At 71.8% G+C, this 24,256-nt stretch carries 22 protein-coding genes and 1 tRNA gene; 19 read left to right on the top strand and 4 right to left on the bottom strand.

Annotation, left to right across the window (positions count from 1 at the left end; all coding sequences use genetic code 11):
- Positions 1-29: 29 nt before the first annotated feature.
- The 6 genes from ACIBKX_RS06560 (at position 30) to ACIBKX_RS06535 (ending at position 7,076) form a co-directional block, all read left to right on the top strand.
- Positions 30-620, top strand: coding sequence for a CGNR zinc finger domain-containing protein (locus ACIBKX_RS06560; RefSeq protein WP_363272006.1), 591 nt, complete (start codon positions 30-32; stop codon positions 618-620).
- A 125-nt stretch (positions 621-745) separates the two neighbouring features.
- A complete protein-coding gene (locus ACIBKX_RS06555) occupies positions 746-1,327 on the top strand; it encodes a sigma-70 family RNA polymerase sigma factor (RefSeq protein ID WP_363272005.1) in 582 nt (193 codons plus the stop codon).
- Entirely contained in the window at positions 1,324-2,136 is an 813-nt protein-coding gene (locus ACIBKX_RS06550) for a zf-HC2 domain-containing protein (protein WP_363272004.1), read from the top strand. Before ACIBKX_RS06555 ends, ACIBKX_RS06550 begins: the two co-directional genes overlap by 4 nt.
- Positions 2,137-2,228: 92 nt before the next feature.
- Positions 2,229-4,613: a UvrD-helicase domain-containing protein gene (locus ACIBKX_RS06545; RefSeq protein WP_363272003.1), complete on the top strand. Its 2,385-nt coding sequence runs from the start codon at positions 2,229-2,231 to the stop codon at positions 4,611-4,613.
- A 422-nt stretch (positions 4,614-5,035) separates the two neighbouring features.
- Positions 5,036-6,469 carry an NAD-dependent malic enzyme gene (locus tag ACIBKX_RS06540; RefSeq protein ID WP_363272002.1) on the top strand — a complete coding sequence of 478 codons (1,434 nt, stop codon included), beginning with the start codon at positions 5,036-5,038 and terminating at the stop codon, positions 6,467-6,469.
- A 325-nt stretch (positions 6,470-6,794) separates the two neighbouring features.
- Positions 6,795-7,076 (top strand): HU family DNA-binding protein, encoded by a 282-nt coding sequence (locus ACIBKX_RS06535; RefSeq protein WP_030680681.1) that lies wholly within the window; start codon positions 6,795-6,797, stop codon positions 7,074-7,076.
- A gap of 70 nt (positions 7,077-7,146) precedes the next feature.
- Here the strand turns inward: ACIBKX_RS06535 and murA are convergent, their stop codons facing one another.
- Positions 7,147-8,487 carry a UDP-N-acetylglucosamine 1-carboxyvinyltransferase gene (gene murA / locus ACIBKX_RS06530; RefSeq protein WP_363272001.1) on the bottom strand — a complete coding sequence of 447 codons (1,341 nt, stop codon included), beginning with the start codon at positions 8,485-8,487 and terminating at the stop codon, positions 7,147-7,149.
- 253 nt (positions 8,488-8,740) lie between these two features.
- Between murA and ACIBKX_RS06525 the strand changes: the two genes are divergently transcribed.
- The gene (locus tag ACIBKX_RS06525) at positions 8,741-9,301 is read left to right on the top strand and encodes a YqgE/AlgH family protein (RefSeq protein ID WP_363272000.1); all 561 of its coding nucleotides are present in this window, start codon (positions 8,741-8,743) and stop codon (positions 9,299-9,301) included.
- Between the two features lie 84 nt (positions 9,302-9,385).
- A complete protein-coding gene (locus tag ACIBKX_RS06520; protein WP_363271999.1) occupies positions 9,386-9,523 on the top strand; it encodes a hypothetical protein in 138 nt (45 codons plus the stop codon).
- On the opposite strand, the gene ACIBKX_RS06515 is transcribed toward ACIBKX_RS06520, so the two are convergent.
- Positions 9,489-10,394, bottom strand: coding sequence for a LysR family transcriptional regulator (locus ACIBKX_RS06515; protein WP_363271998.1), 906 nt, complete (start codon positions 10,392-10,394; stop codon positions 9,489-9,491). The two genes, ACIBKX_RS06520 and ACIBKX_RS06515, sit on opposite strands and share 35 nt — an antisense overlap.
- 125 nt (positions 10,395-10,519) lie before the next feature.
- Between ACIBKX_RS06515 and ACIBKX_RS06510 the strand changes: the two genes are divergently transcribed.
- From ACIBKX_RS06510 to ACIBKX_RS06480, 7 genes are all read left to right on the top strand, one after another.
- Positions 10,520-11,734 carry an MFS transporter gene (locus ACIBKX_RS06510; RefSeq protein ID WP_363271997.1) on the top strand — a complete coding sequence of 405 codons (1,215 nt, stop codon included), beginning with the start codon at positions 10,520-10,522 and terminating at the stop codon, positions 11,732-11,734.
- Positions 11,721-12,029, top strand: a complete 309-nt coding sequence (locus ACIBKX_RS06505) for a DUF3039 domain-containing protein (protein ID WP_363271996.1) — start codon at positions 11,721-11,723, stop codon at positions 12,027-12,029. The genes ACIBKX_RS06510 and ACIBKX_RS06505 overlap by 14 nt, the downstream gene beginning before the upstream one ends.
- A 96-nt stretch (positions 12,030-12,125) precedes the next feature.
- On the top strand, positions 12,126-13,745 hold the full coding sequence (locus ACIBKX_RS06500) for a beta-N-acetylhexosaminidase (RefSeq protein ID WP_363271995.1): 1,620 nt from the start codon (positions 12,126-12,128) through the stop codon (positions 13,743-13,745).
- Between the two features lie 297 nt (positions 13,746-14,042).
- Positions 14,043-14,945 (top strand): FAD binding domain-containing protein, encoded by a 903-nt coding sequence (locus ACIBKX_RS06495; RefSeq protein WP_363271994.1) that lies wholly within the window; start codon positions 14,043-14,045, stop codon positions 14,943-14,945.
- Positions 14,942-16,456 carry a 2Fe-2S iron-sulfur cluster-binding protein gene (locus tag ACIBKX_RS06490; protein ID WP_363271993.1) on the top strand — a complete coding sequence of 505 codons (1,515 nt, stop codon included), beginning with the start codon at positions 14,942-14,944 and terminating at the stop codon, positions 16,454-16,456. Before ACIBKX_RS06495 ends, ACIBKX_RS06490 begins: the two co-directional genes overlap by 4 nt.
- Positions 16,453-18,765 carry a molybdopterin cofactor-binding domain-containing protein gene (locus ACIBKX_RS06485; protein WP_363271992.1) on the top strand — a complete coding sequence of 771 codons (2,313 nt, stop codon included), beginning with the start codon at positions 16,453-16,455 and terminating at the stop codon, positions 18,763-18,765. Before ACIBKX_RS06490 ends, ACIBKX_RS06485 begins: the two co-directional genes overlap by 4 nt.
- Positions 18,762-19,310 carry an AAA family ATPase gene (locus tag ACIBKX_RS06480; protein WP_363271991.1) on the top strand — a complete coding sequence of 183 codons (549 nt, stop codon included), beginning with the start codon at positions 18,762-18,764 and terminating at the stop codon, positions 19,308-19,310. The genes ACIBKX_RS06485 and ACIBKX_RS06480 overlap by 4 nt, the downstream gene beginning before the upstream one ends.
- Before the next feature lie 56 nt (positions 19,311-19,366).
- On the opposite strand, the gene ACIBKX_RS06475 is transcribed toward ACIBKX_RS06480, so the two are convergent.
- Positions 19,367-19,723, bottom strand: coding sequence for a helix-turn-helix transcriptional regulator (locus tag ACIBKX_RS06475; protein WP_363271990.1), 357 nt, complete (start codon positions 19,721-19,723; stop codon positions 19,367-19,369).
- Positions 19,724-20,040: 317 nt separating this feature from the next.
- Here ACIBKX_RS06475 and ACIBKX_RS06470 point away from each other — a divergent pair, with 317 nt between their 5' ends.
- The 3 genes from ACIBKX_RS06470 to ACIBKX_RS06460 all read left to right on the top strand — a co-directional run bounded on the left by ACIBKX_RS06470 (position 20,041) and on the right by ACIBKX_RS06460 (position 22,468).
- Complete coding sequence (locus ACIBKX_RS06470; protein ID WP_363271989.1) at positions 20,041-20,757, top strand: hypothetical protein; 717 nt, start codon at positions 20,041-20,043, stop codon at positions 20,755-20,757.
- Between the two features lie 118 nt (positions 20,758-20,875).
- Positions 20,876-21,853, top strand: coding sequence for a GNAT family N-acetyltransferase (locus ACIBKX_RS06465; protein ID WP_363271988.1), 978 nt, complete (start codon positions 20,876-20,878; stop codon positions 21,851-21,853).
- Positions 21,854-21,895: 42 nt separating this feature from the next.
- The gene (locus ACIBKX_RS06460) at positions 21,896-22,468 is read left to right on the top strand and encodes a dihydrofolate reductase family protein (RefSeq protein WP_363271987.1); all 573 of its coding nucleotides are present in this window, start codon (positions 21,896-21,898) and stop codon (positions 22,466-22,468) included.
- 3 nt (positions 22,469-22,471) lie between these two features.
- On the opposite strand, the gene ACIBKX_RS06455 is transcribed toward ACIBKX_RS06460, so the two are convergent.
- A tRNA-Cys gene (locus ACIBKX_RS06455) sits at positions 22,472-22,546 on the bottom strand.
- 188 nt (positions 22,547-22,734) lie between these two features.
- On the opposite strand from ACIBKX_RS06455, the gene ACIBKX_RS06450 reads away from it, so the two are divergent.
- Positions 22,735-24,192: an MFS transporter gene (locus ACIBKX_RS06450; protein WP_363271986.1), complete on the top strand. Its 1,458-nt coding sequence runs from the start codon at positions 22,735-22,737 to the stop codon at positions 24,190-24,192.
- Positions 24,193-24,256: the final 64 nt, after the last annotated feature.

Genomic DNA, 24,256 nt, shown 5'->3' with positions numbered 1-24,256 from the left:
CGGTAACCCCACAAGGCGGTGACAGGCGCATGGCGTTGGCCACGGATCACCCGGCCACGTACGAGCTGCGATTCGACTCCGGGCGGAGCTGCCTGGATCTCGTGGCGACGACCCATCCCGTGGAACGGCTCGACTCCGTGGACCGGCTGCGCGCCTGGCTCGCGGGTACCGGGCTCGTCCCGGACCGAACGGCGCTGCCGGGAGCGGGTCCCGGCTGGCTGGTCGGGTTCCGTGAACTGCGAGACCACATAGGGCAGTTGGTGCGCGGGGAACTGGAGGGGCGGTCCGCGGACGGCGCGCTCGCCCGGGTCAACGCGTTCGCCGCGGCGGCCCCGCCCGCTTCCCGGGCGATCCGCCGCCCCGACGGCACCCTCGTCCGCGTCCTCAACGGCGACCCCGGCTGCGCGGCGCTCCTCGCGGCCGTCGCCCGCGACGCCGTCGACCTGCTCACCGACCCGGCGGCACGCGCCCTCCTGCGCCAGTGCGAGGGCGACAACTGCCCCATCGTGTACCTGGACACGTCCCGCGGGCGCCGCCGCCGCTGGTGCTCCAGCGAGGTCTGCGGCAACCGCGAGCGGGTGGCCAGACACCGGCGCAGGGCGGCACTCGCCCGGGCGTGAACGGCCCTCGCCGGCCGTGATCCGAAAACTTCCGGGCGCGCTTGAACGCCCTCACCGTTCCGTACGTACATCCCCGGTGAGCGAGTCAAGAAGAGCCCGACGAAGTGCGGACACCGGAGGCAGACGTGCGCAAGGATTCCGCCGTGGCCGATGAGCGCCCGCAGGAACGCCCGCACCGACATCGCCTGGTCCAACGCGGCGGACCCGACGAGGAGTTGATGCGCGCGCTCTACCGCGAGCACGCGGGTCCACTTCTCGCCTATGTGCTCCGGCTTGTGGCGGGAGACCGGCAGCGCGCCGAAGATGTCGTACAGGAAACGCTCATCCGTGCCTGGAAGAACGCCGGTCAGCTCAACCGAGCTACCGGTTCGGTACGCCCCTGGCTGGTGACGGTCGCCCGGCGCATCGTCATCGACGGCCACCGCAGCCGGCAGGCCCGGCCGCAGGAGGTCGATCCGTCACCGCTGGAGGTCATCCCCGCGGAGGACGAGATCGACAAGGCGCTGTGGCTGATGACTCTCTCGGACGCGCTCGACGACCTGACCCCCGCGCACCGCGAGGTCCTCGTCGAGACCTATTTCAAGGGGCGTACGGTCAATGAGGCGGCCGAGACATTGGGTATACCCAGCGGGACGGTGCGCTCGCGGGTGTTCTACGCGCTGCGCTCGATGAAGCTGGCGCTGGAGGAGCGGGGGGTGACGGCATGAACGAGTTCCCGTACGAGTCGGCGGGCGGGCACAGTACGCCCGACGTGCACGAGACCGTCGGCGCCTACGCCCTCGGCATCCTGGACCCGGCGGAGGCGACCGCCTTCGAGGCGCATCTGGCCGGCTGCGAGTACTGCGCGCGGCAGCTGGAGGAGTTCTCCGGCATGGAGCCGATGCTGGCCGCGCTCGCCGACTTCCCCGGCGCCCGCGGCGTACGCCCCGTACCGGAGATCGGCGAACAGCTCGCCGCGAGGCCGAGCCCGCGGCTCGCGGAGCGCCTGGTGGACGAGGTCGCGGTCAAGCGCGCCCACAAGCGCAGGCGCGGCATGTACCTGGTCGCCGCGGCGGCCGCGCTGATCGTCGGCGGTCCGCTCACGGTCCTCGCGGTGAGCGACGACGACGGCGGCGGCACGAAGGACGTGGCGGGCGAACCGCATCCGACCAGCCCCGCCGAGGACGCCTTCTTCAACCACATGGACGACAAGATCCGGGCCACCGACCCCAGGACCAAGGTCAGCGCCACGGTCGGCACGGAGAAGAAGGCCTGGGGCACGCACACGGTCCTTGAGCTGAAGAACGTGAAGGGCCCGCTCAAGTGCTCCCTGGTCGCGGTCGGCAAGGACGGCGAGAAGGAGACGGTGACCACCTGGTCCGTCCCGAAGTGGGGCTACGGCATCGAGGACAGCCCGAACAAGTGGGCCCGTAACCCCCTGTACGTCCACGGGGGCGCCGCGATGGACCGGAACGACATCGACCACTTCGAGGTCACCACCTCCGACGGCGACCGTCTCGTGGAGGTGGACGCGTAGGAGTCGTGCAGGAGAAGTGCACATAGGGGCCCCCTTTCGCGTACGGTAGACGGCTGCTCGACAGGGCAGCTGCACGCAGGAAAGGGGCCTCGGTGGCCGACGTACGCGACCGCGAGATCAGCGTCGAACAGGAACATCTCGACCAGGTCTACCGGCGTCTCGAGGAGAAGATCCACGAGGCCGAGTTCCTGATGAACGACGCGGCCAAGCGCTCCCAGGTCGGTACGCCGGGCGCGCTGGCCGAGCGGGACGCGCAGGTCTTCCGCGCGGGCGTCCATCTCAACCGCCTGAACAACGAGTTCGAGGACTTCCTCTTCGGGCGCATCGACCTGCTGCTCGGCAAGGACGGCAAGAAGGGCCCGGACGGCGCGTACACGTCGGTCGAGCCGGCGGAGGACGCGGTCGGCGCGGACAACACCGCCGATATCGCCGAGACCCTGCACATCGGGCGGATCGGTGTCCTCGACGCGGACTACTCCCCGCTCGTCATCGACTGGCGGGCCCCGGCCGCCGCGCCCTTCTACCGCTCGACGCCGGTCGACCCCGGTCGTGTCGTACGCCGTCGGGTCATCCGCTCCAAGGGCCGCAAGGTACTCGGCGTCGAGGACGACCTGATGCGCCCCGAGCTGACGGCGTCCCTGAACGGCGAGACGCTGCCGGTCATCGGCGACGGCGCCCTGATGGCGGCCCTCGGCCAGGCCCGCAGCCACACGATGCGGGACATCGTGGCGTCCATCCAGGCCGAGCAGGACATGGTGATCCGGGCGCCCGCAGCCTCGGTGACGTACGTCGAGGGCGGGCCCGGCACCGGAAAGACCGCGGTCGCGCTGCACCGCGCGGCCTACCTCCTCTACCAGGACCGCCGCCGGTACGCGGGCGGCATCCTGATCGTCTCGCCGACCCCGCTCCTGGTGGCGTACACGGAAGGCGTCCTGCCCTCGCTCGGCGAGGAGGGCCAGGTCGCGATCCGCGCGGTGGGCTCCCTGGCCGACGAGGCGGCGGGCGAGGAGGCCACGGTCTACGACTCCCCGGCGGTGGCGCGGGTCAAGGGCTCGTCGCGGATGCTGAATGTGCTGCGGAAAGCGGCGCGGGGAGCGCTGGAGAGCGCTCCCGCCGCGGCCGGCCCCACCCCGCAGGCCGCCCCGGCCGACGCGGAGCAGCTCACCTTCGGGGAGGAGGAAGCAGAGGTCCAGGCCCCCGCCGCGACCCCCACCCGGCTCCGCGTCGTCGCCTTCGGCCGCCGCCTGGAGCTGGAATCCGACCAGCTCAAGCGGATCCGCCGCGCCGCACTCGGCGGCACGGCCCCCGTGAACCTGCTGCGCCCCCGCGCGAGGAAGCTCCTCCTGGACGCCCTGTGGTCCCAGTCCGGCGCCGCGGGCCGGCACAGCGACCCCGAACTCGCCGCCGAACTCCGCTCCTCCTTCGACGACGACATCACCTCCGAGGACGACTTCATCCGCTTCCTCGACGCCTGGTGGCCCGAGCTGACCCCGCGCGGCGTGCTCTCGGCGATGGCCGACGAGAGGCGTCTTGGCCGCTGGGCCCGCCGCGTCCTGAACCCCGGCGAGGTCCGCAAGGTCGCCCGCTCGCTCAAGCGCGACGCCCTCTCCGTGCACGACGTGGCGCTCCTCGACGAGCTGCAGGCGATCCTCGGTACGCCGCACAGGCCCCGCAAGAAGAAGGACCTGGACCCGTTGGACCTGCTGACCGGCCTCGACGAGCTGATGCCGCAGCGCGAGGAGTCCCAGCGGGAGCGCGCCGAGCGGCTCGCGGCGGAGCGCACCGAGTACGCGCACGTCATCGTCGACGAGGCGCAGGACCTCACCCCGATGCAGTGGCGCATGGTGGGCCGCCGCGGCCGGCACGCCACCTGGACGGTCGTCGGCGACCCCGCGCAGTCCTCCTGGTCCGACCCGGACGAGGCGGCGGCGGCCCGCGACGAGGCCCTCGGCACCCGCCCGCGCCGCCGCTTCACCCTCACGGTCAACTACCGCAACCCCGCCGAGATCGCCGAACTCGCCGCCAAGGTGCTCGCCCTGGCGATGCCGGGCTCCGAGTCGCCGTCAGCCGTCCGGTCCACTGGTGTCGAGCCACGTTTCGCGACAGCGAACAATGGACACAGCGCCGTCGTACGTGACGGGGATCTCGGCGCCTCCGTGCGCGCCGAGGCTGCGCGCCTGCTCGACCAGGTCGACGGCACGGTGGGCGTCGTCGTGGCGATGGGCCGCCGCGAACAGGCGGCCCGCTGGCTGGCCGGGCTCGGCGAACGGGTGGTCGCGCTGGGCAGCCTGGAGGCCAAGGGCCTGGAGTACGACGCGACGGTCGTCGTCTCTCCGGCGGAGATCGCGGACGAGTCCCCGGCCGGTCTGCGGGTCCTGTACGTGGCGCTGACGCGGGCGACCCAGCAGCTCACGGTGTTGTCCGGCGAGCGAGACGAGCCGGACGCGGCGGGGGTGCCCGACCTGCTGCGGGACTGACGTCCGGCTGATCCCCGGCTGGTCCGGGACTCGCACCGCGGCTGATCCGCGAAGTTCTTTCCGGGACGGGAATTGCCTTGCGGGGATCGTTTGTTACCTTGGACGTGGCACCGGCTCGATCCAAGCCCCCGGGCCCAACCTTCGTCGCTACGAGCGACCACTTGCCGCGAGGCGAGCATGGCGGGTCGGTGTCATGAACGTAGGAGAGGTCCTCGTCACCCAGTGACGAGGACCTCTTTCCGTTTTCCGTTTTCCCCGCCCGCCCCTCTACCGGCACCCCGTAACTTCTCGTATGGTGGAAACAAGTTTCCGAAAACCTCGTGAACGAAACGTTCGCAATCCGGGGCGGCTACCACGTACTTACGGGTAGGTGCGACGATCGGACGGCAAGAGCTACACGGTGAAAGCAGAGGAAGTCGGCCATGGCAACGGCGCCCAGCGTCTCCTACTCGAACACGGTCCGGTTGGAGGTGCCCGCGAGCGGCACGGCGGTCTCCCAGATCACCACGGCCGTCGAGTCCCACGGAGGCTCGGTGACCGGCCTCGACGTCACGGCTTCCGGGCATGAGGCACTCCGGATCGACGTCACGATCGCCGCGACCTCCACCACGCACGCGGACGAGATCGTCGAGCAGCTGCGCACCATCGAGGGCGTGAACGTCGGCAAGGTCTCCGACCGTACGTTCCTGATGCACCTCGGCGGCAAGATCGAGATGGCGTCGAAGCACCCCATCCGCAACCGTGACGACCTGTCCATGGTCTACACCCCGGGCGTGGCCCGCGTGTGCATGGCGATCGCCGAGAACCCCGAGGACGCCCGCCGCCTCACCATCAAGCGCAACTCCGTTGCGGTCGTAACGGACGGTTCAGCTGTTCTTGGCCTGGGGAACATCGGCCCGAAGGCCGCGCTCCCGGTCATGGAGGGCAAGGCGGCCCTCTTCAAGCGCTTCGCCGGCATCGACGCCTGGCCGCTCTGCCTGGACACCCAGGACACCGACGCGATCGTCGAGATCGTCAAGGCCATCGCCCCCGGCTTCGCGGGCATCAACCTGGAGGACATCTCGGCGCCCCGCTGCTTCGAGATCGAGGCCCGCCTGCGCGAGGCCCTGGACATCCCCGTCTTCCACGACGACCAGCACGGCACCGCGATCGTCGTGCTCGCCGCGCTGACCAACGCGCTGCGCGTGGTGGGCAAGGGAATCGGCGACGTACGGGTCGTGATGTCCGGCGCCGGCGCGGCCGGTACGGCCATCCTCAAGCTGCTGCTCGCGGCGGGCGTCAAGCACGCCGTCGTGGCCGACATCCACGGCGTCGTGCACGCCGACCGCGAGGACCTCGTGGACGCCGCGGTGGACTCGCCGCTGCGCTGGATCGCCGACAACACCAACCCCGAGGGCGCCCGCGGCACCCTCAAGGAAGCGGTCGTCGGCGCCGACGTCTTCATCGGCGTATCGGCTCCGAACGTGCTGGGCGGCGACGATGTCGCGGCCATGGCGGACGGCGCCATCGTGTTCGCGCTCGCGAACCCGGACCCCGAGGTGGACCCCGCAATCGCCCGCCAGACGGCGGCAGTTGTGGCCACCGGCCGCTCGGACTTCCCGAACCAGATCAACAACGTCCTGGTCTTCCCGGGCGTGTTCCGCGGACTGCTCGACGCCCAGTCGCGGACCGTGAACACGGAGATGATGCTGGCCGCGGCCGGCGCCCTCGCGGACGTCGTCGCCGAGGACGAGCTCAACCCGAACTACATCATCCCCAGCGTCTTCAACGACAAGGTCGCGGGTGCCGTCGCCGGCGCCGTGCGCACCGCGGCGAAGGCGGCGGGGGCGGCTGTGACGGGAGCCACGGCCCAGTAGTACGGCGCGTCGTGGAACGCAGGGCCCGTGCCCGCCCTCTAGGGTGGCGGGCACGCGAGCCTTCCAGGCCCTGCGGTCCGCTGCCGGGAGCGGACGGAGCGTCACCAATTCGAGGCAGTGGCGCTTTTCGTGTGACTCCCATGGGTGCCGGATTGGCTTTCCCGCCGCAGGTGGGGGCAGGATGCCTTTCTGGGCGCGAGGGTCTGACGACGGACCCGGGCCCGGGTCCCGACCAGGACCCTGGCAGCATCGGCTTCGCTGTGCCCAACATGCGGCTCCGCCGCGTGGCACGCCTCAACGGCAAGAAGAACACGGGAGTACAAACATGAACCGCAGTGAGCTGGTGGCCGCGCTGGCCGACCGCGCCGAGGTGACCCGCAAGGACGCCGACGCCGTGCTGGCCGCGTTCGCCGAGACCGTCGGCGAGATCGTTGCCAAGGGCGACGAGAAGGTCACCATCCCCGGCTTCCTGACCTTCGAGCGCACCCACCGTGCCGCTCGCACCGCCCGGAACCCGCAGACCGGCGAGCCGATCAACATCCCGGCCGGCTTCAGCGTCAAGGTTTCCGCCGGCTCCAAGCTGAAGGAAGCCGCCAAGGGCAAGTAAGCCTCAGGCAGCACGCAGAAGGGGCGGCCACCCGGTTCGGGTGGCCGCCCCTTCTGCGTACCGAGAAGCCCTACAGCTTCGCGCGCCCCGGCAGCTCGACCTTCGCGCCGAGCTCCACGAGCTTGTCCATGAAGTTCTCGTAGCCGCGGTTGATCAGGTCGATGCCGTGCACGCGGGACGTGCCCTGCGCCGCCAGGGCCGCGATCAGGTACGAGAAGCCGCCGCGCAGGTCGGGGATGACCAGATCGGCGCCCTGCAGCTTCGTGGGGCCGCTGACGACCGCCGAGTGCAGGAAGTTGCGCTGGCCGAAGCGGCAGTCGGAGCCGCCCAGGCACTCGCGGTAGAGCTGGATGTGCGCGCCCATCTGGTTGAGCGCGGAGGTGAAGCCGAGGCGGGACTCGTAGACCGTCTCGTGGACGATGGAGAGGCCCGCGGCCTGCGTCAGGGCCACGACCAGGGGCTGCTGCCAGTCGGTCTGGAAACCGGGGTGTACGTCCGTCTCCAGGGCGATGGCGTTGAGCGAGCCGCCCGGGTGCCAGAAGCGGATGCCCTCGTCGTCGATCTCGAAGGCACCGCCCACCTTCCGGTAGGTGTTCAGGAACGTCATCATCGAGCGCTGCTGGGCGCCGCGGACGTAGATGTTGCCCTCGGTCGCCAGGGCCGCGGAAGCCCAGGAGGCGGCCTCCAGGCGGTCCGACAGGGCGTGGTGGTTGTACCCGCCCAGGCTGTCGACGCCGGTGATCCTTATGGTCCGGTCGGTGTCCATCGCGATGATCGCGCCCATTTTCTGCAGCACGCAGATGAGGTCTTCGATCTCGGGCTCGACCGCGGCGTTCGAGAGCTCGGTCACACCTTCGGCGAGTACGGCCGTCAGGAGCACCTGCTCGGTGGCGCCGACGGACGGGTACGGCAGCCGGATCTTGGTGCCGCGCAGGCGCTGCGGGGCCTCCAGGTACTGGCCGCCCTCGCGCTTCTCGATGGTGGCGCCGAACTGGCGGAGCACCTCGAAGTGGAAGTCGATCGGCCGGCCGCCGATGTCGCAGCCGCCGAGGCCGGGGATGAAGGCGTGGCCGAGGCGGTGCAGGAGCGGCCCGCAGAACAGGATCGGGATGCGCGACGACCCGGCGTGGGCGTCGATGTCCGCGACGTTGGCGCTCTCCACGTGCGAGGGGTCCATGACCAGCTCGCCCGGCTCGTCGCCGGGGCGGACCGTGACGCCATGCAGCTGTAGCAGCCCGCGTACGACACGGACGTCCCGGATGTCCGGGACATTGCGCAGCCTGCTCGGGGCGCTGCCGAGCAGCGCGGCGACCATGGCCTTGGGCACGAGGTTCTTCGCGCCGCGGACACGGATCTCGCCCTCCAGCGGGGTTCCGCCGTGGACAAGCAGTACATCGTCGGTGACGGTCATGAATCTCGCGTTCCGATGAGATGGACGGGTGGACCAAAGGGCAAGCGTAATGGCCGCGTACCCCCCTTCCGTAAGGCCAAGTGCGCGCCAAACCTGTCAGAAGTCCGTGACAACACGAACCGTTCGGAACCGGACACTCCGGGTCACCGTCCACGGCGTGCGCTCGCGGCGCTTCTTTGCGCCCTGAGCTGCATTCACTCGCATACGCCCATTGCCTCCCCCCGCGAGTGAAAGATGCGGGATCATGTGGTCCATGACCGAGGTGTCCTCGCTCACAGGGCGGCTGCTCGTGGCCACGCCTGCCCTGGCGGACCCGAACTTCGACCGCGCGGTGGTGCTGCTCCTCGACCACGACGAGGAGGGCTCGCTCGGCGTGGTCCTCAACCGGCCGACGCCGGTGGAGGTCGCGGACATCCTGGAGGGCTGGGGCGATCTGGCCGGCTCGCCCGGGGTGGTCTTCCAGGGCGGCCCGGTCTCGCTCGACTCGGCGCTCGGCGTGGCGGTGATCCCCGGCGACGAGGGCCCGCTGGCCTGGCGCCGGGTGCACGGCGCGATCGGCCTGGTCGACCTGGACGCCCCGCCCGAGCTGCTCGCGCCCGCCCTGGGCTCCCTGCGGATCTTCGCGGGTTACGCGGGCTGGGGCCCGGGCCAGTTGGAGGACGAGCTGGCCGAGGGCGCCTGGTACGTCGTCGAGTCGGAGCCGGGAGACGTGTCGTCCCCGGACCCGGAGCGGCTGTGGCGGTCGGTGCTGCGCAGACAGCGCAGTGAGCTGGCGATGGTGGCGACGTATCCGGATGATCCGTCCCTGAACTGACCCCCGGGCGGGGAACCGTCTGTTCCACCGATAACGTCCTGACGCGTACGTGACATTCAGGCGTCGTCGAAGTGGGTGTGGGAGTTGGCTGCTGAGGAGCAGGACGGGGCGAAGTCTTCCGAGGGCTCCGGGAAGTCGGAGGGGTTCACCGTCTCCGACTGGATCGAGGGCGCCGTGATCCTCGTCATCATCGGCGCGGCGCTGTACAAGTTCCTGGGCTGACCCGCGCGTTGAGCAGGTAGCGCGCCGCCAGCGGATGCGCGTCCCGCGCCGGGACCGCCAAGTGCACCGCCACCGGCGGCGCGTTCTTCAGGCGTACGTGACGCAGCGCGGGGTGGGTGTGTCTGCGGGCCACCGGTTCCGGGGCCACGCCGACGCCGTGGCCCGCCGCCACCGCCTCCAGCCACTCGTCGAAGTTGTCGGCGGTGCAGGCCGGTTCGGGGCGGCGTCCTTCGGGCCACAGGTCGGGGCGGGTGGTGCCGGTGACCGTGTTCACCACCAGGGGGACGTCGGCCAGCTCCGCCCAGTCCACGACGCGGCGGCCGGCCAGCTCCTTCGCGCCGCGTGCCACCACGGCGACGCGCGGCTCGTGCAGGAGCAGCCGGGTGCGGACGGCCGCGCCGGGCGGGATGTCGCCCCGTACGACCGCGATGTCGCAGGCGCCCGACTCCAGGCCCGCAAGGGGTGTGTCGCGCCGCACCAGGCGGACGCCGGTGCCGGTCGCCGCCTTGAAGGCGGAGGTCAGCGCGACACAGGCCTCGGGCAGCACGGAGGTGAAGCCGAGCCGGAGCGGGGCCGGTTCTGCGAGGGGCGCGCGCAGCGCGGCGTCCAGGCGGGTCAGCAGCGGGGCGAGGTCGTCCCGCAGCCGGCGGCCCGCCTCGGTGAGGACGACGCGGCGCGTGGTGCGGTCCAGGAGCCGTGCGCCGACGGCCTCTTCGAGGGCGCGCACGGTCCGGGTGAGCGCGGGCTGTCCGATACGGAGCCGGTCGGCGGCGTGCGTGAAGCTCAGCTCTTCGGCGACGGCGAGGAAGCCCCGCAGATGCCGCAGTTCGACGGTCTCGACCAGTGGCGTCGCGGCGGGTGGGTGGTCCATGCCGACCCAGCATAAGGATCCATGCCGCACCGGCATAAACGCACGCCACGGGCATTTCCCCGGTGATGCGGAGGCTGCCTACGTTTCCCTCGGATGACGTGATGACGCGATGACGTCACGGACGTATGAGGGAGCTGAGTGCCGTGCGCAAGGTGTGGCTGTTGATGCTGGGGAGCTTCACATTGGGGCTCGATGCCTATGTGATGGCCGGGCTGCTGCCGGTCGTCGCCGGGGACTTGGGGACGAGCGTCTCCCTCGCGGGGCAGATGGTCACCGTCTTCACCCTCGCGTACGCCGTGAGCGCGCCGCTCGTCGCGGGGCTCGCGTCAGGCGTACGCCCCCGCGTGCTCATCATCGCCGCGCTCGGCGTCTTCACCCTCGGCAACGCCCTGACCGCCCTCGCGCCGGGCCTCGCGATGCTGCTCCTGTCCCGCGCCGTCGCGGGTGCCGGGGCCGGGGTCTACTCCGCCCTGTCCACCGCTGCCGCCGCCGCGCTCGTGCCGGGGGAGCGGCGCGGGCGTGCGCTCGCCCTGGTGATGGGCGGGATGAGTTCGGGCACCGTGCTGGGGGTGCCGCTCGGGGTGCTGCTGGCCGGACACGCCGGGTGGCGGGCCACGATGTGGGGCGTGACCGGGCTCGGCGTGATCGCGCTCGCGGGGCTCCTCGTGTGGCTGCCGCCCGTGCCCGCCGACCCGCCGGTGGCCGCGCGGGCCCGGCTCGGCGCGCTCACCGACCGCGGCGTCGTACCCGTCGTCGGGGTCTCCTTCCTCGGCGCGATCGCGAGCCTGGGCCTGTACACCTACCTCGCTCCGGTGCTCGACGCGGCGGGCGGCGTGGGGGAGGGCGACGTCGCGCCCTATCTGTGGGCCTGGGGCATCGGCGGGGTGATCGGCAGCGTCGCCGCCGGGCCGCTCGTGGACCGTACGGGGAAGGCGGTCGCGCTGGTCGGCGGGCTGATGGCGGCGCTGGTGCTCGCCGTCGGCACGCTGCCGCTGCTCGGCGCCGCGGCCTTCCCCGCGCTCGTCGTGTGGGGTGCGGCCGGCTGGGCCCTCCAAGTCCCCCAGCAGCACCGCCTGCTGTCCCTGCGCGCGGAACGCGGGACGGTGGCCCTGGCCCTCAACAACTCCGCGCTGTACCTGGGCAGCGCGGTGGGCTCGGGCCTGGCCGGTCTGGCCCTGTCGGCGGGGCTGCCCGCCGACCGGCTGCCCTGGGCGGCGGCCGCGGTCGCGGCGGCGGGCCTGCTGCTGCACGCCGTCACCGGTGCGGCCGCCCGATACGGGCGCAGCCGATGCCCGGACCCGGCGGGCGTAGGTACCCTTGGATGCCATGAGCACTCTTGAGCCCGAGCCCGAGCGCGGGGCAGGTACGGGGACCCTCGTAGAGCCGACGCCGAAGGTGTCGCACGGTGACGGCGACCACGAGCGCTACGCGCACTACGTCCAGAAGGACAAGATCATGGCGAGCGCGCTGGACGGTACGCCCGTCGTGGCGCTCTGCGGCAAGGTGTGGGTGCCGGGTCGCGACCCGAAGAAGTACCCCGTCTGCCCCATGTGCAAGGAGATCTACGAGTCCATGGGCGCCGGCGGCGACAAGGACAAGGGCGGCAAGGACGGCAAGGGCGGCGGCAAGAAGTAGCCACGCCGGACCGGTCCACGGCCCGCAGGGCAGAGGGGCGTTGCGCGTGCCGCAACGCCCCTTTTGCGTCGCGCAATCGCGTGGAAGTCTCGCGGCATGACCTTTGAGGAACTCATCCCGGCGCCCGCACGCGCCGAGGGCCCGCAGGGCGAAGGCTTCATCCTCGACCAGTCGACCGTTCTCCACGCCGCCCCCGGCACCGGGTCCGCCGAGCGCTGGCTGCGCTCGACGTTCGGTGCCGCGCTCGGGCTGCCGCTCGCGCCCGGCACCGGGAGCGGCGCCATCTCGCTGTCCGTCGACGACTCCCTCGCGCCCGAGGCGTACCGGCTCACCGTCGCCGAAGGGGGCGTGGAGATCCGGGGCGGCGCCGCCCCCGGCGTCTCCTGGGGCGCGCAGACCCTGCGGCAGCTCATCGGGCCCGAGGCCTACCGCCGGGCGCCGCTGCGGCCGGACGCGACGCACACCGTCCCGGGGTGCGTCATCGAGGACGCACCCCGCTTCCGCTGGCGCGGCATGATGCTCGACGTGTCCCGGCACTTCATGCCCAAGGAAGGCGTGCTGCGCTACCTGGACCTGCTCGCCGCCCACAAGCTGAACGTCTTCCACTTCCATCTCACCGACGACCAGGGCTGGCGCATCGAGATCAAGCGCTACCCGAAGCTCACCGAGGTCGGCTCCTGGCGGCCGCGGTCCAAGTGGGGGCACCGCGCGTCCGAGCTGTGGAACGAGACGCCGCACGGCGGGTTCTACACACAGGACGACATCCGCGAGATCGTCGCGTACGCCCACGCCCGGCACATCGCCGTCGTACCGGAGATCGACATTCCAGGCCACTCGCAGGCCGCCATCGCCGCGTACCCGGAACTCGGCAACACCGACGTCGTCGACACCGAGGCGCTCGGCGTCTGGGACACCTGGGGCGTCAACCCGAACGTCCTGGCACCGACCGAGGACGTACTGCGCTTCTACGAAGGGGTCTTCGAGGAGGTCCTCGACCTCTTCCCCTCCACCTTCATCCACGTCGGCGGCGACGAGTGCCCCAAGGACCAGTGGCGGCAGTCGCCCGCCGCCCAGGCCCGCATCAAGGAGCTGGGGGTCGGCGACGAGGACGGGCTGCAGAGCTGGTTCATCCGGCACTTCGACACGTGGCTGACCGCGCGCGGGCGGCGGCTCATCGGCTGGGACGAGATCCTCGAGGGCGGCCTCGCGGAGGGCGCGACCGTCTCGTCCTGGCGCGGCTACGGCGGCGGCATCGCGGCCGCGCGGGCCGGGCACGACGTCGTCATGTGCCCCGAGCAGCAGGTGTACTTCGACCACCGGCAGCACGCGGGAGCCGACGAGCCCGCCCCCATCGGGTACGTGCGCACGCTCGAGGACGTCTACCGTTTCGAGCCACTTCCGCCCGAGCTCGACGAGGCCGGGCGCCGGCACGTCCTCGGTACGCAGGCCAACGTCTGGACCGAGGTGATGGAGTACCACGCACGCGTGGACTACCAGGTGTTCCCGCGTCTCGCCGCCTTCGCGGAGGTCGCCTGGAGCACGCTCCCCGACCCCGCGGAACGCGACTTCGCGGACTTCGGACGGCGAATGACCGCGCACTACGCGCGACTTGACGCACTCGGCGTCGACTATCGGCCGCCCGGTGGCCCGTTGCCGTGGCAGCGACGCCCCGGTGTGCTCGGACGCCCGATCGACGGGTCGCCCCCAAACGTGTGAGGCGCACCCCATAGTGCGCGTGTCCGGCCGCCCGCGCTGGGACCGTGGGCGGCCGGAAGGAAGCCGTACAAGGATCACCGAAGGGTGGCAATTCCCGCCCACCGGTGAGGGCGTGCGAAACCGGCACATCCCCCGGTTCTGCGGATGAATGCCTCCTAGCGGACCCCCGCGCCGGGGCCCGGGGAAGATGTGCCAGAGTTGCCACGTCCGGGCAGTGAGCACGTACCGTACGGCGGAACAGGCGTAACGGTGGGAACGGCGAGAAAGCCGCCGGGCATCGGGAAGGGGCAGCCGGTTTTGACCACGCACGCACCGCAGGCGGCGCTGACCGCGCACACGGCGAAGCTGCCTGGGACGCTCGACGAGGCGGTGGAGGCGCTCGCCGCGCTGCCCGCCGCCGTGCCCGTCGCCGGCGGCACCGATCTCATGGCGGCCGTCAACAAGGGACTCCTGCGCCCCGCCGCGCTCGTCGGCCTCGGCCGCATCAGCGAGATCCGCGGCTGGCAGTACCAGGACGGTCACGCGCTGCTCGGCGCCGGGCTCACCCACGCGCGCATGGGGCGCCCCGACTTCGCTGCCCTGATCCCGGCGCTCGCCGCCGCCGCGCGCGCCGCGGGACCGCCGCAGATCCGCAACGCGGGCACGCTCGGCGGCAACATCGCGAGCGCGGGGCCCGCCGGTGACACGCTGCCCGTGCTCGCCGCGCTCGAAGCCGTCCTGGTCATCGCGGGCCCCGGCGGCGCACGCCGTGAGGCCCCCGTCGCGCATCTGCTCGCCGGGATGGACATGCTCAGGCCCGGCGAACTCATCGGCTTCGTGCGGGTGCCGCTGCTGCACGCCCCGCAGGTCTTCCTGAAGGCGACCGGACGTACGGGACCCGGCCGGGCCGTCGCCTCGGTCGCGCTCGTGCTCGATCCCGCACGGCGCGGTGTGCGCTGTGCGGTCGGCGCCGTCGCGCCGATGCCGCTGCGGCCCCTGGAGGCCGAGCAGTGGGTCGCCTCGCTGATCGACTGGGACGGCGACCGGGCGATCGTCCCGGAGGCGCTCACGGCCTTCGGCGAGTACGTCGCAGCCGCGTGTATCCCCGACCAGCCATCGGCACAGGACGGCTCCCCGCAGCCGCTGCCGCCCGCCGTACTGCACCTGCGGCGCACGGTCGCCGCGCTGGCCCGACGAGCACTGGGGAGGGCGCTGTCGTGAGCGACGACCAGGAGAACGGAAACGGCGGCTGGCAGCCGCACCCGCAGGGCGAGTACGACTCGGACGCCACGGCCTTCGTGCAGTTGCCGGAAGGCCTCCTGGACGGCTCGCCGCTCGCCGCGCCGGGGCACGGCTATGTGCCGCCGCAGATAACGGTCACCCCGACGTCGGCCGACGCGACGGACCCGGCGGCCACCGGGACGTGGGTCATGCCGTCCGATGCGACCGGGGCGGCCTCCGGTGCGCAGGGCGTGCAGAACGTGCAGTGGCCCGCCGCCGGCGAGGTGCACGAGGCGCCGCACGTGCCGGAGCAGGCGTACGACCCCGGGGCCACCTCGCAGTGGAACTTCCATGAGGCCGAGGGCGGCCTCCCGGCGCCCGCGCCCGCGGATGTCACCGGGCAGTGGTCGATTCCGGTCGCCGATGGTGATCTTCCGGACGAATCGGGCGAGTTCACCACGTCTTCGCTCGCCCAACAGTGGGGCGGCACGCCGCCCGCGACACTGCCGGGCGGGGCGGCGGCTCCGTGGGCGACGGGGGGCGCCGGGGCGGGGGCGCCTTGGGCTCCGGAGCCGGTGGCGGAACCGGTGGCGGAACCGGTGGCGGAGCCTCTGCCGGAGCGGGTGGCCCATGAGGTTCCTGTGGCGCCCGAGGTGCCGGTCGCGCAGTTCGAGTCCGTCGAGTCCGTCGAGTCCGTCGAGCCCGAGGCTGCGCCTCCGGTTGCGCAGGAGGTCGTCGAGCACGAGCCGGAGCCCGAGCCCGAAGCCGAGGCGCCGGAACCGCAGCCCGAAGCGGAGGCTGCTCCCGAGGCAGTCCCCGAAGCCGAGCCCGAGCCCGAGGCCGACGCCGAAGTCGCCCCGCGGGACTCCGCCTTCCCCGACGAGCACCCCCTCTGCTCGTACGTCCTGCGCGTCAACGGCACCGACCGCCCCGTCACCGACGCCTGGATCGGCGAGTCCCTGCTCTACGTGCTGCGCGAGCGCCTCGGCCTCGCGGGCGCCAAGGACGGCTGCTCGCAGGGCGAGTGCGGTGCCTGCAACGTCCAGGTGGACGGGCGGCTCGTCGCCTCCTGCCTGGTGCCCGCGGCCACCGCCGCCGGCAGCGAGGTGCGCACCGTCGAGGGTCTCGCCGCCGACGGCCAGCCCTCCGACGTGCAGCGCGCCCTCGCCAAGTGCGGTGCCGTCCAGTGCGGCTTCTGCGTGCCCGGCATGGCGATGACCCTGCACGACCTCCTGGAGGGCAACCCCGCCCCCACCGACCTGGAGACCCGCCGCGCCCTGTGCGGCAACCTCTGCCGCTGCTCCGGCTACCGGGGTGTGCTCGATGCCGTGCACGAGGTGGTCGCCGAGCGCGAGGCCTCCGCGGCCGCCGCCGAGCCCACGGCAGCCGACGCCCCGCCGGACGAGCCGCGCATCCCGCACCAGGCGGGCCCCGGTGCCGGCGGGGTCAACCCGGCGGCACAGGACGGAACGTACGAAGGACCATACGGCCAGGACGGAGGCCAGGCGTGAGCAACGAAGCCGCGGGGGGCGCGAGCACCGCGACCGCAGCGGAGCCGCAGCCCGGCCCCGAACCCCTGCCGCACGGCATCGGTGCCTCGCTGCCGTCCGCCGAGTCGCGCGCCAAGACGGAGGGCACGTTCCCGTACGCGTCCGACCTGTGGGCGGAGGGCCTGCTCTGGGCGGCCGTCCTGCGCTCGCCGCACGCGCACGCGCGCATCGTGTCGATCGACACCTCCGGGGCCCGTGAGATGCCGGGCGTGCGAGCCGTCGTCACGCACGAGGACGTGCCCGGCGAGGCGCTGCTGGGCCGCAAGACCCCGGACCGTCCGGTCTTCGCCTCCGACGTCGTACGCCACCACGGCGAGCCCATCGCGGCCGTCGCCGCCGATCACCCGGACACGGCACGGATGGCCGCCGCGGCGATCTTCGTCGAGTACGAGATCCTTGATCCCGTCACCGACCCGGAGAAGGCCTTCGCGGCCGAACCCCTGCACCCCGACGGCAACTTGATCCGGCACATCCCGCTGCGGCACGGCGACCCGGAGGCGGCGGGCGAGCTCGTCGTCGAGGGGCTCTACCGCATCGGCCGCCAGGACCCGGCGCCGATCGGCGCGGAGGCGGGTCTCGCCGTCCCCCGTCCGGACGGCGGCGTGGAGCTCTACATCGCCTCCACCGACCCGCACACCGACCGCGACATGGCCGCCGCCTGCTACGGCATCGACCCCGGCATCGTGAAGGTCGTCGTCACGGGCGTCCCCGGCGCGACCGGCGACCGCGAGGACGCCAGCTTCCACCTCCCGCTCGGTCTGCTCGCCCTGCAGACCGGCTGCCCGGTAAAGCTGACGGCGACCCGCGAGGAGTCCTTCCTGGGGCATGCGCACCGCCACCCGACGCTGCTCCGCTACCGCCACCACGCGGACGCCGAGGGCAAGTTGGTGAAGGTGGAGGCGCAGGTCCTGCTCGACGCGGGCGCGTACGCGGACACGTCGTCGGACGCGCTCGCGGCGGCCGTCTCCTTCGCCTGCGGTCCCTACGTCGTGCCGAACGCCTTCATCGAGGGCTGGGCGGTGCGCACCAACAACCCGCCGTCCGGGCATGTCCGGGGCGAGGGCGCGATGCAGGTGTGCGCGGCGTACGAAGCCCAGATGGACAAGATCGCGAAGAAGCTGGGCATCGACCCGGCGGAACTGCGGCTGCGCAATGTGATGGCCACGGGCGACATCCTGCCCACCGGCCAGACCGTGACGTGCCCGGCGCCGGTCGCCGAACTCCTCACCGCCGTACGGGACTTCCCGCTTCCCGAGCTGCCGAAGGACACCCCCGAGGACGAGTGGCTGCTGCCCGGCGGTCCCGAGGGCGCGGGCGATCCGGCAGCCGTGCGGCGGGGCGTCGGCTACGGCCTCGGGATGGTCCAACTCCTGGGCGCGGAGGGCGCGGACGAGGTCTCCACGGCCACCGTGAAGGTGCAGGACGGCGTCGCCACGGTGATCTGCGCGGCCGTCGAGACGGGCCAGGGCTTCACGACGCTGGCCCGGCAGATCGTCCAGGAGACGCTGGGCATCGACGACGTGCGCGTGGCCCCCGTCGACACGGATCAGCCCCCGGCGGGCCCGAGTTGCCACGGCCGCCACACCTGGGTTTCCGGCGGCGCGGTGGAACGTGCGGCGAAGATGGTCAGGACGCAGCTCCTCCAGCCCCTGGCGCACAAGTTCGGCATGTCGACGGAGCTGCTCCAGATCACCGACGGCAAGATCACGTCGTACGACGGTGTGCTCTCGACCACCGTCACGGAGGCGATGGACGGCAAGGAGCTGTGGGCGACGGCGCAATGCCGCCCGCATCCCACCGAGCCGCTCGACGAGGCCGGCCAGGGCGACGCGTTCGTGGGGATGGCGTTCTGCGCGATCCGCGCGGTGGTCGACGTCGACATCGAGATCGGTGCGGTACGGGTCGTGGAGCTGGCCGTGGCGCAGGACGTGGGCCGCATCCTCAACCCGGCCCAGCTGAAGACGCGTATCGAGGCGGGCGTCACGATGGGCGTGGGCGCGGCGCTGACGGAGAACCTCCGCACGCCCCGCGGTCTCGTCCGGCACCCCGACCTGACGGGCTACGCCCTGCCGACGGCCCTGGACATCCCCGACATCCGCATCGTGAAGCTGGTGGAGGAGCGTGACGTCGTCGCCCCCTTCGGTGCGAAGGCGGCCAGCGCGGTGCCGGTCGTGACGTCCCCGGCGGCGATCGCGTCGGCGGTCCGCGCGGCGACGGGCCGCCCGGTCAACCGTCTGCCGATCCGCCCGCAGGCGGCGGTGGCGACGTGACGGCGCCTCTTGAGGGCGGCGTCGTCGTCATCACGGGCATCATGGCGTCCGGCAAGTCCACGGTGGCGCAGGCGCTGGCCGAGCGGCTGCCGCGGGCCGCGCATGTGCGGGGCGATGTGTTCCGCCGGATGATCGTGTCGGGCGGCCAGGAGTACGAGCCCGGCGCGTCGCCGGAGGCGGAGGCCCAACTCCGGCTCCGCTACGGCCTGTCGGCGTCCACGGCGGACGCCTACGCGGCGGCGGGCTTCGTCGCGGTCGTCCAGGACGTCATCCTGGGCGAGGAGTTGAAGTCGTACGTCGAGCTGCTGCGCACACGTCCCGTGTACGTCGTCGTGCTGGCCCCGAGGCCGGACGCGGTCGCGGCGCGTGAGGCCGCCCGAGGCAAGACGGGCTACGGCGCGTGGACGGTGGAGGACCTGGACGCGGGCCTGCGCTCCGGAACCCCGCGGCTGGGCCTGTGGCTGGACAGTTCGGACCTGACGGTCGACGAGACGGTGGACGCGATCCTGGCCGGCCTTGCAAAGGCGCGGGTCCTGGCCGTCTGAGGCTCCATGGAGTCGCGGGGGCGGGGCCGCTGGTGCGGACCCGCCCCCGCGGACGTTCAGCAGGCGGCCCTTTCCGTCACCCTTCTGCGGTCGGCGAGCTGGGGGACGTGCCGGACGCACAACGGGTCCGTGCACAACGCGTGATGGAGCAGCACGGAGACGACCGCCGCCTCCAGCCGCGAGGGCAGCGCCAGCTTGTCCAGCACCCTGGCCGTGTGCGCCTTCACCGTTCTCTCGGCGATTCCCAGGGACTTGGCCAACTCGCGGTTGTTCATGCCCGTACCGAGGAACAGCAGTACCTGCCGCTCTCTGACCGTCAAGGCCCCGAGATCGACCGTCTCGGCGATCGGGTCTTTTCTGGGGGCCCGGTACGGGCACCTGGAACTGGTCTTGCGGGAACGTATTTCAGCCATGAGGCGCGGTCCTTCTGACGCCGCTCGTCCCAGCAGAGCCCCGTGCCCTGGGTGTTGCGGCGTCCTTCTCAACCTAACCGAATCGCCTGACGTGTACACGCTTTTGATACAAGTCGGTTACTCAGCGTGTGCACGAAAAGGCAGTGCACAAAGGGGCATTGCACAAAAGGGCAGTGCACCAAAAGGCAATGCCTCAAAAGGTGATGCCTGACCGGACACTGCACGTCAAGGCAGCGCCCCAACATCCAATATCGCTCAACTGGCCGAATTCCTAGGCTGGTTCACGAACGAGATCGAAGAGCCAGCAAGGAGAAACCGTGCAGCAGCGTTCCACCCTCCGTATCGCCGCCGTCTCCGGCGTCGCCGCCCTCGCCGTCCTCGCCCCCGCGGCCGGCGCGTTCGCCGACGGCCACGCCGGCGCCGCCCCGGCCTCCCACAGCATTCAGGCCAAGAAGCCGGCCCAGCTCACCGTCAAGGGCTACGTCAAGTACCTCAAGACGCAGAAGACCCCGGCCGCGAAGCAGACGCTGGCCAAGTTCAACAAGCTCAACGGCAAGCAGAAGTACACCTTCGTCAAGCTGCTCCAGAACCGCGGCGTCCACCTCGCCCTCAAGGGCTCCCTCGAGGGCCGGGCCGACAAGACCTTCACCAAGCGTGTGAACTCGGCCGTCACCGTCACCCGCGCCGCCGACACCCAGCGCAACGACAAGTTCGGCAGCCGCCAGGTCACCTACTCGGTGACCGAGTCCATCTACAAGATCCCGGTCACCACGGAGTCCGTGACCGTCAAGTACCGCCTCAAGGGCAAGAAGGTGATCAAGCCCGCCGCGACCTCCGCCGTCACCAACACCAACGCGGCCGTCACCGTGACCCCGAAGAAGACCACTCGCCTGGTCGTGAAGGGCACCAACGTGCGCGGCGAGCAGACCTTCACCAGCACGGGCAACGTCAAGTCCTTCGGCAAGAAGGTCGTCAAGAAGGGCGCGGTCCGCGCCCACGGCAAGTCCTACACCGGGATCCTGGCCAACCGCTGACCCGGCTGACTCCGCTGACTTCGAGGGCGCCCGCCGTGCGGCGGGCGCCCGTCCCTGTTCCCGTCCTGCCCCGCGAAAGTCCGTTGCGGGGTGAGGCGGGGCGGCGGACAGTGAAGGCATGAGTGCCCCCATCGCTCTGCCGCCGGGGATGACCGTGCGGTCGGCGACCTTCGACGACGCGGCGGCGGTCTGCTCGCTGCTCAATGAGATCGACCTGATCGAGATCGGCCGCGCCGAGAACCAACTGGCCGACATCCAGGCCGACTTGAAGCATCCGGAGACGGATCTGCGGCGTGACTCCTGGCTGCTCCTCGACGGGCGGCGGCTCGTCGGGTACGGGCTGTTCTGGGACGAGTCCGGCGGCGAGCGCGTCGACATCGACCACTACTCCCTGCCCGGCCACCCCCAAGGCGCCCTGCATCTCCTCGACCTGATGCAGGCCCGCGCCTTCGAACAGGCCGCCGCCAACGGCGCGGACCGGGCCGTGCTGCACATGACCCTCAGCGTGAATCCCACCCTGGACCTGCGGGCCGCGCGGCGGCGGGGCTGGCGTGTGGTGCGCCGGTACCACGTCATGGTGCGCCCGCTGTCCGCGGCGGACGACCCGCCGGCGACGCCGCCGCCCGGTGTGACGCTGCGCCCCTGCCTCGACGAGGCGGACCGGCGCCGCGCCCACGCGCTGATCCAGGAGTCCTTCGCCGACCACTTCGACTTCCACCCGAGGACGTACGCACAGTGGCTGGACGACCTCGACGCCGAGCGCGTCGACTGGTCGCTGATCTGGATCGCCCATGTCGACGGCATCGGCGACGCGGCCGTGCTGCGCACCCACGACGACCGCGCCTCCATGGCCTGGATCGGCCACCTCGGCGTACTGCGCCACGCCAGGGGCCGCGGCCTCGGCGGTCACCTCCTGCGCCACGCCTTCGGGCACTACGCGGCACGGGGCCGCGACCAGATCGGCCTCGGGGTCGATACTGCCAACACCACCGGCGCGCCGGCCCTGTACGAACGCCACGGCATGACACTCGACTTCGCCCTCGACACCTGGGAGCTGACCCTTCCGATGAGTTCTGCCGTGAGCCGGGGTCTGTAGTGCACAGGCAGATGCCGCAACGAGAAATCTGGAGACCTTGAGATGCGCACCCTGATCAGCACCGCCTTCGTCTCGCTCGACGGCGTCGTGGAGGCGCCGGGCGGCGAGCCCGGTTACCGGAACTCCGGGTGGACCTTCAAGGACATCGAGTTCGTCCCTGAGGCGTACGAGATCAAGGGCCGGGAGCAGGAGGAAGCCACCGCGATGCTGTTCGGCCGGGCGAGCTACGAGGCGTTCAGCCCCGTCTGGCCGGGCATGAAGGAGTTCGCGGACTACAAGGAGATGCCGAAGTACGTGGTCTCCACCACCCTCTCCGAGGACGCGCTGGTCGACGGCTGGGGCGAGCAGACGATCCTGCGCTCGCTCGACGAGGTCGCCGCGCTCAAGGAGACCGAGGGCGGGCCGATCATCATGCACGGCAGCGCCGCCCTGAACCGGAGCCTCTCCGACGCCGGTCTCATCGACCGCTACCACCTGCTGGTCTTCCCGCTCCTGCTCGGCGCGGGCAAGCGCCTGTTCAGCACCACGGACAAGGACGCCCAGAAGCTGAAGCTGGTGGAGCACGAGGCGTACTCCAACGGCATCCAGAAGAACGTCTTCGACGTCGTCCGGTAGCCATGGAGGCCGTGGCGGGAATCGAACCCGCGTTACTGGATTTGCAGTCCAGCCCCTGAACCACTCGGGCACACGGCCAAGCTCACGTCCCGACCGTAGGCCGCCGCCGGCGGCCCGCTCAAGACCGTCGCGGCCCCCGCAACGGGACTGCCACACGCCGTTCACGAACGGCCCGGGCGGTCCCGCGGTCGTACGACCAAGGGACCAGCCGCACACCCACCTCTGGACAGGGGTCAAATCACGGCACGCCCCTTACGCTGGCCCTCATGAGCGCCCTGGAACCGCGCGACACCGCTGTCGCAGACGAGCACATGGCCACACCGCCGCCACAAGGCGGCGGTGTGCTGCGCAAGCCGTACCGAGCCCTGAGCCTCGGCATCGTCTCCGTGGTCCTGCTCATCGCCTTCGAGGCGACCGCCGTCGGAACCGCCATGCCCGTCGCGGCCCGCGAACTGGACGGCGTCCCGCTCTACGCCTTCGCCTTCTCCGCGTACTTCACCACCAGCCTCTTCGGCATGGTCCTCGCCGGTCAGTGGGCCGACCGGCGAGGGCCGCTCGGGCCGCTCGCCACCGGGATCGCCGCCTTCGCCGCGGGGCTGCTGCTCGCCGGGACCGCCGGGGCCATGTGGATGTTCATCCTCGGGCGGGCCGTGCAGGGACTCGGCGGCGGGCTGGTGATCGTCGCCTTGTACGTCGTCGTCAGCCGCGCCTATCCGGAACATCTGCGCCCGTCGATCCTCGCCGCGTTCGCGGCCAGCTGGGTCGTGCCGTCCGTCGTGGGGCCGTTGGTCTCCGGGACCGTGACCGAGCACCTGGGCTGGCGCTGGGTCTTCGTCGGGATCCCCGTCCTTGTCGTCGGGCCGCTCGCCCTCGCGCTGCCCGCGATCCGGCGCACCGCCTCCGGGCCCGTCGACCCCTCCGCCCCCGTCGAGGCCTTCGACCGGCGGCGCATCCGCCTCGCGCTCGGGATCTCGCTGGGGGCGGGACTCCTCCAGTACGCGGGTCAGGACCTGCGCTGGCTCTCGCTGCTGCCCGCGGCCGTCGGCGCCGCCGTACTCGTCCCGGCCGTGCTCGGGCTGCTGCCCCGCGGCACCTACCGGGCCGTCCGCGGGCTGCCCTCCGTCGTGCTCCTTCGCGGCATCGCCGCCGGGTCCTTCATCGCCGCGGAGTCCTTCGTGCCGCTGATGCTGGTCACCGAGCGGGGGCTCAGCCCGACCCTGGCCGGGCTCTCCCTGGCGGTCGGCGGCGCGACCTGGGCGCTCGGCTCCTACGTACAGTCGCGGCCGCGCATGGAGCCGCACCGGAGCAAGCTGATGGTGGTCGGGATGGTGCTCGTCGCCGCCGCCATCGCCGCCGCGCCCAGCGTTCTCGTCCACGCCGTTCCCGTGTGGACCGTCGGCGTCGCCTGGGGCTTCGGCTGCTTCGGCATGGGCATGGTCATCGCATCGACCAGCGTGCTGCTGCTCAGGCTCTCCCCACCGCAGGACGCGGGCGCCAACTCCGCCGCCCTGCAGATCTCCGACGGCCTCTCCAACGCCCTGCTGCTCGCCGTCGGCGGCGCCGCGTTCGCCGCGCTCGGCGGCGGAATGGTGGGCGCGGGGCACGGCGTGGGCGAGGCGAGCGGGTCCCATCCGGGGGCCTTCGTCGCCGTGTTCCTGCCGATGGCGGCGGTCGCGCTGGTGGGGGCCTGGGTGGGTACGCGGCTGAAGGAACGTACCTCCTGAAAGGTCGTGTGACCCCTGTCGCACAGCTCTCCCCGCCCGCGCCGTTCCCTCCGGCACGTCAACC

The sequence above is a fragment of the Streptomyces sp. NPDC050658 genome (assembly GCF_044457025.1).
Classification (GTDB): domain Bacteria; phylum Actinomycetota; class Actinomycetes; order Streptomycetales; family Streptomycetaceae; genus Streptomyces.
This window is presented reverse-complemented; position numbering and strand designations above follow the sequence as displayed.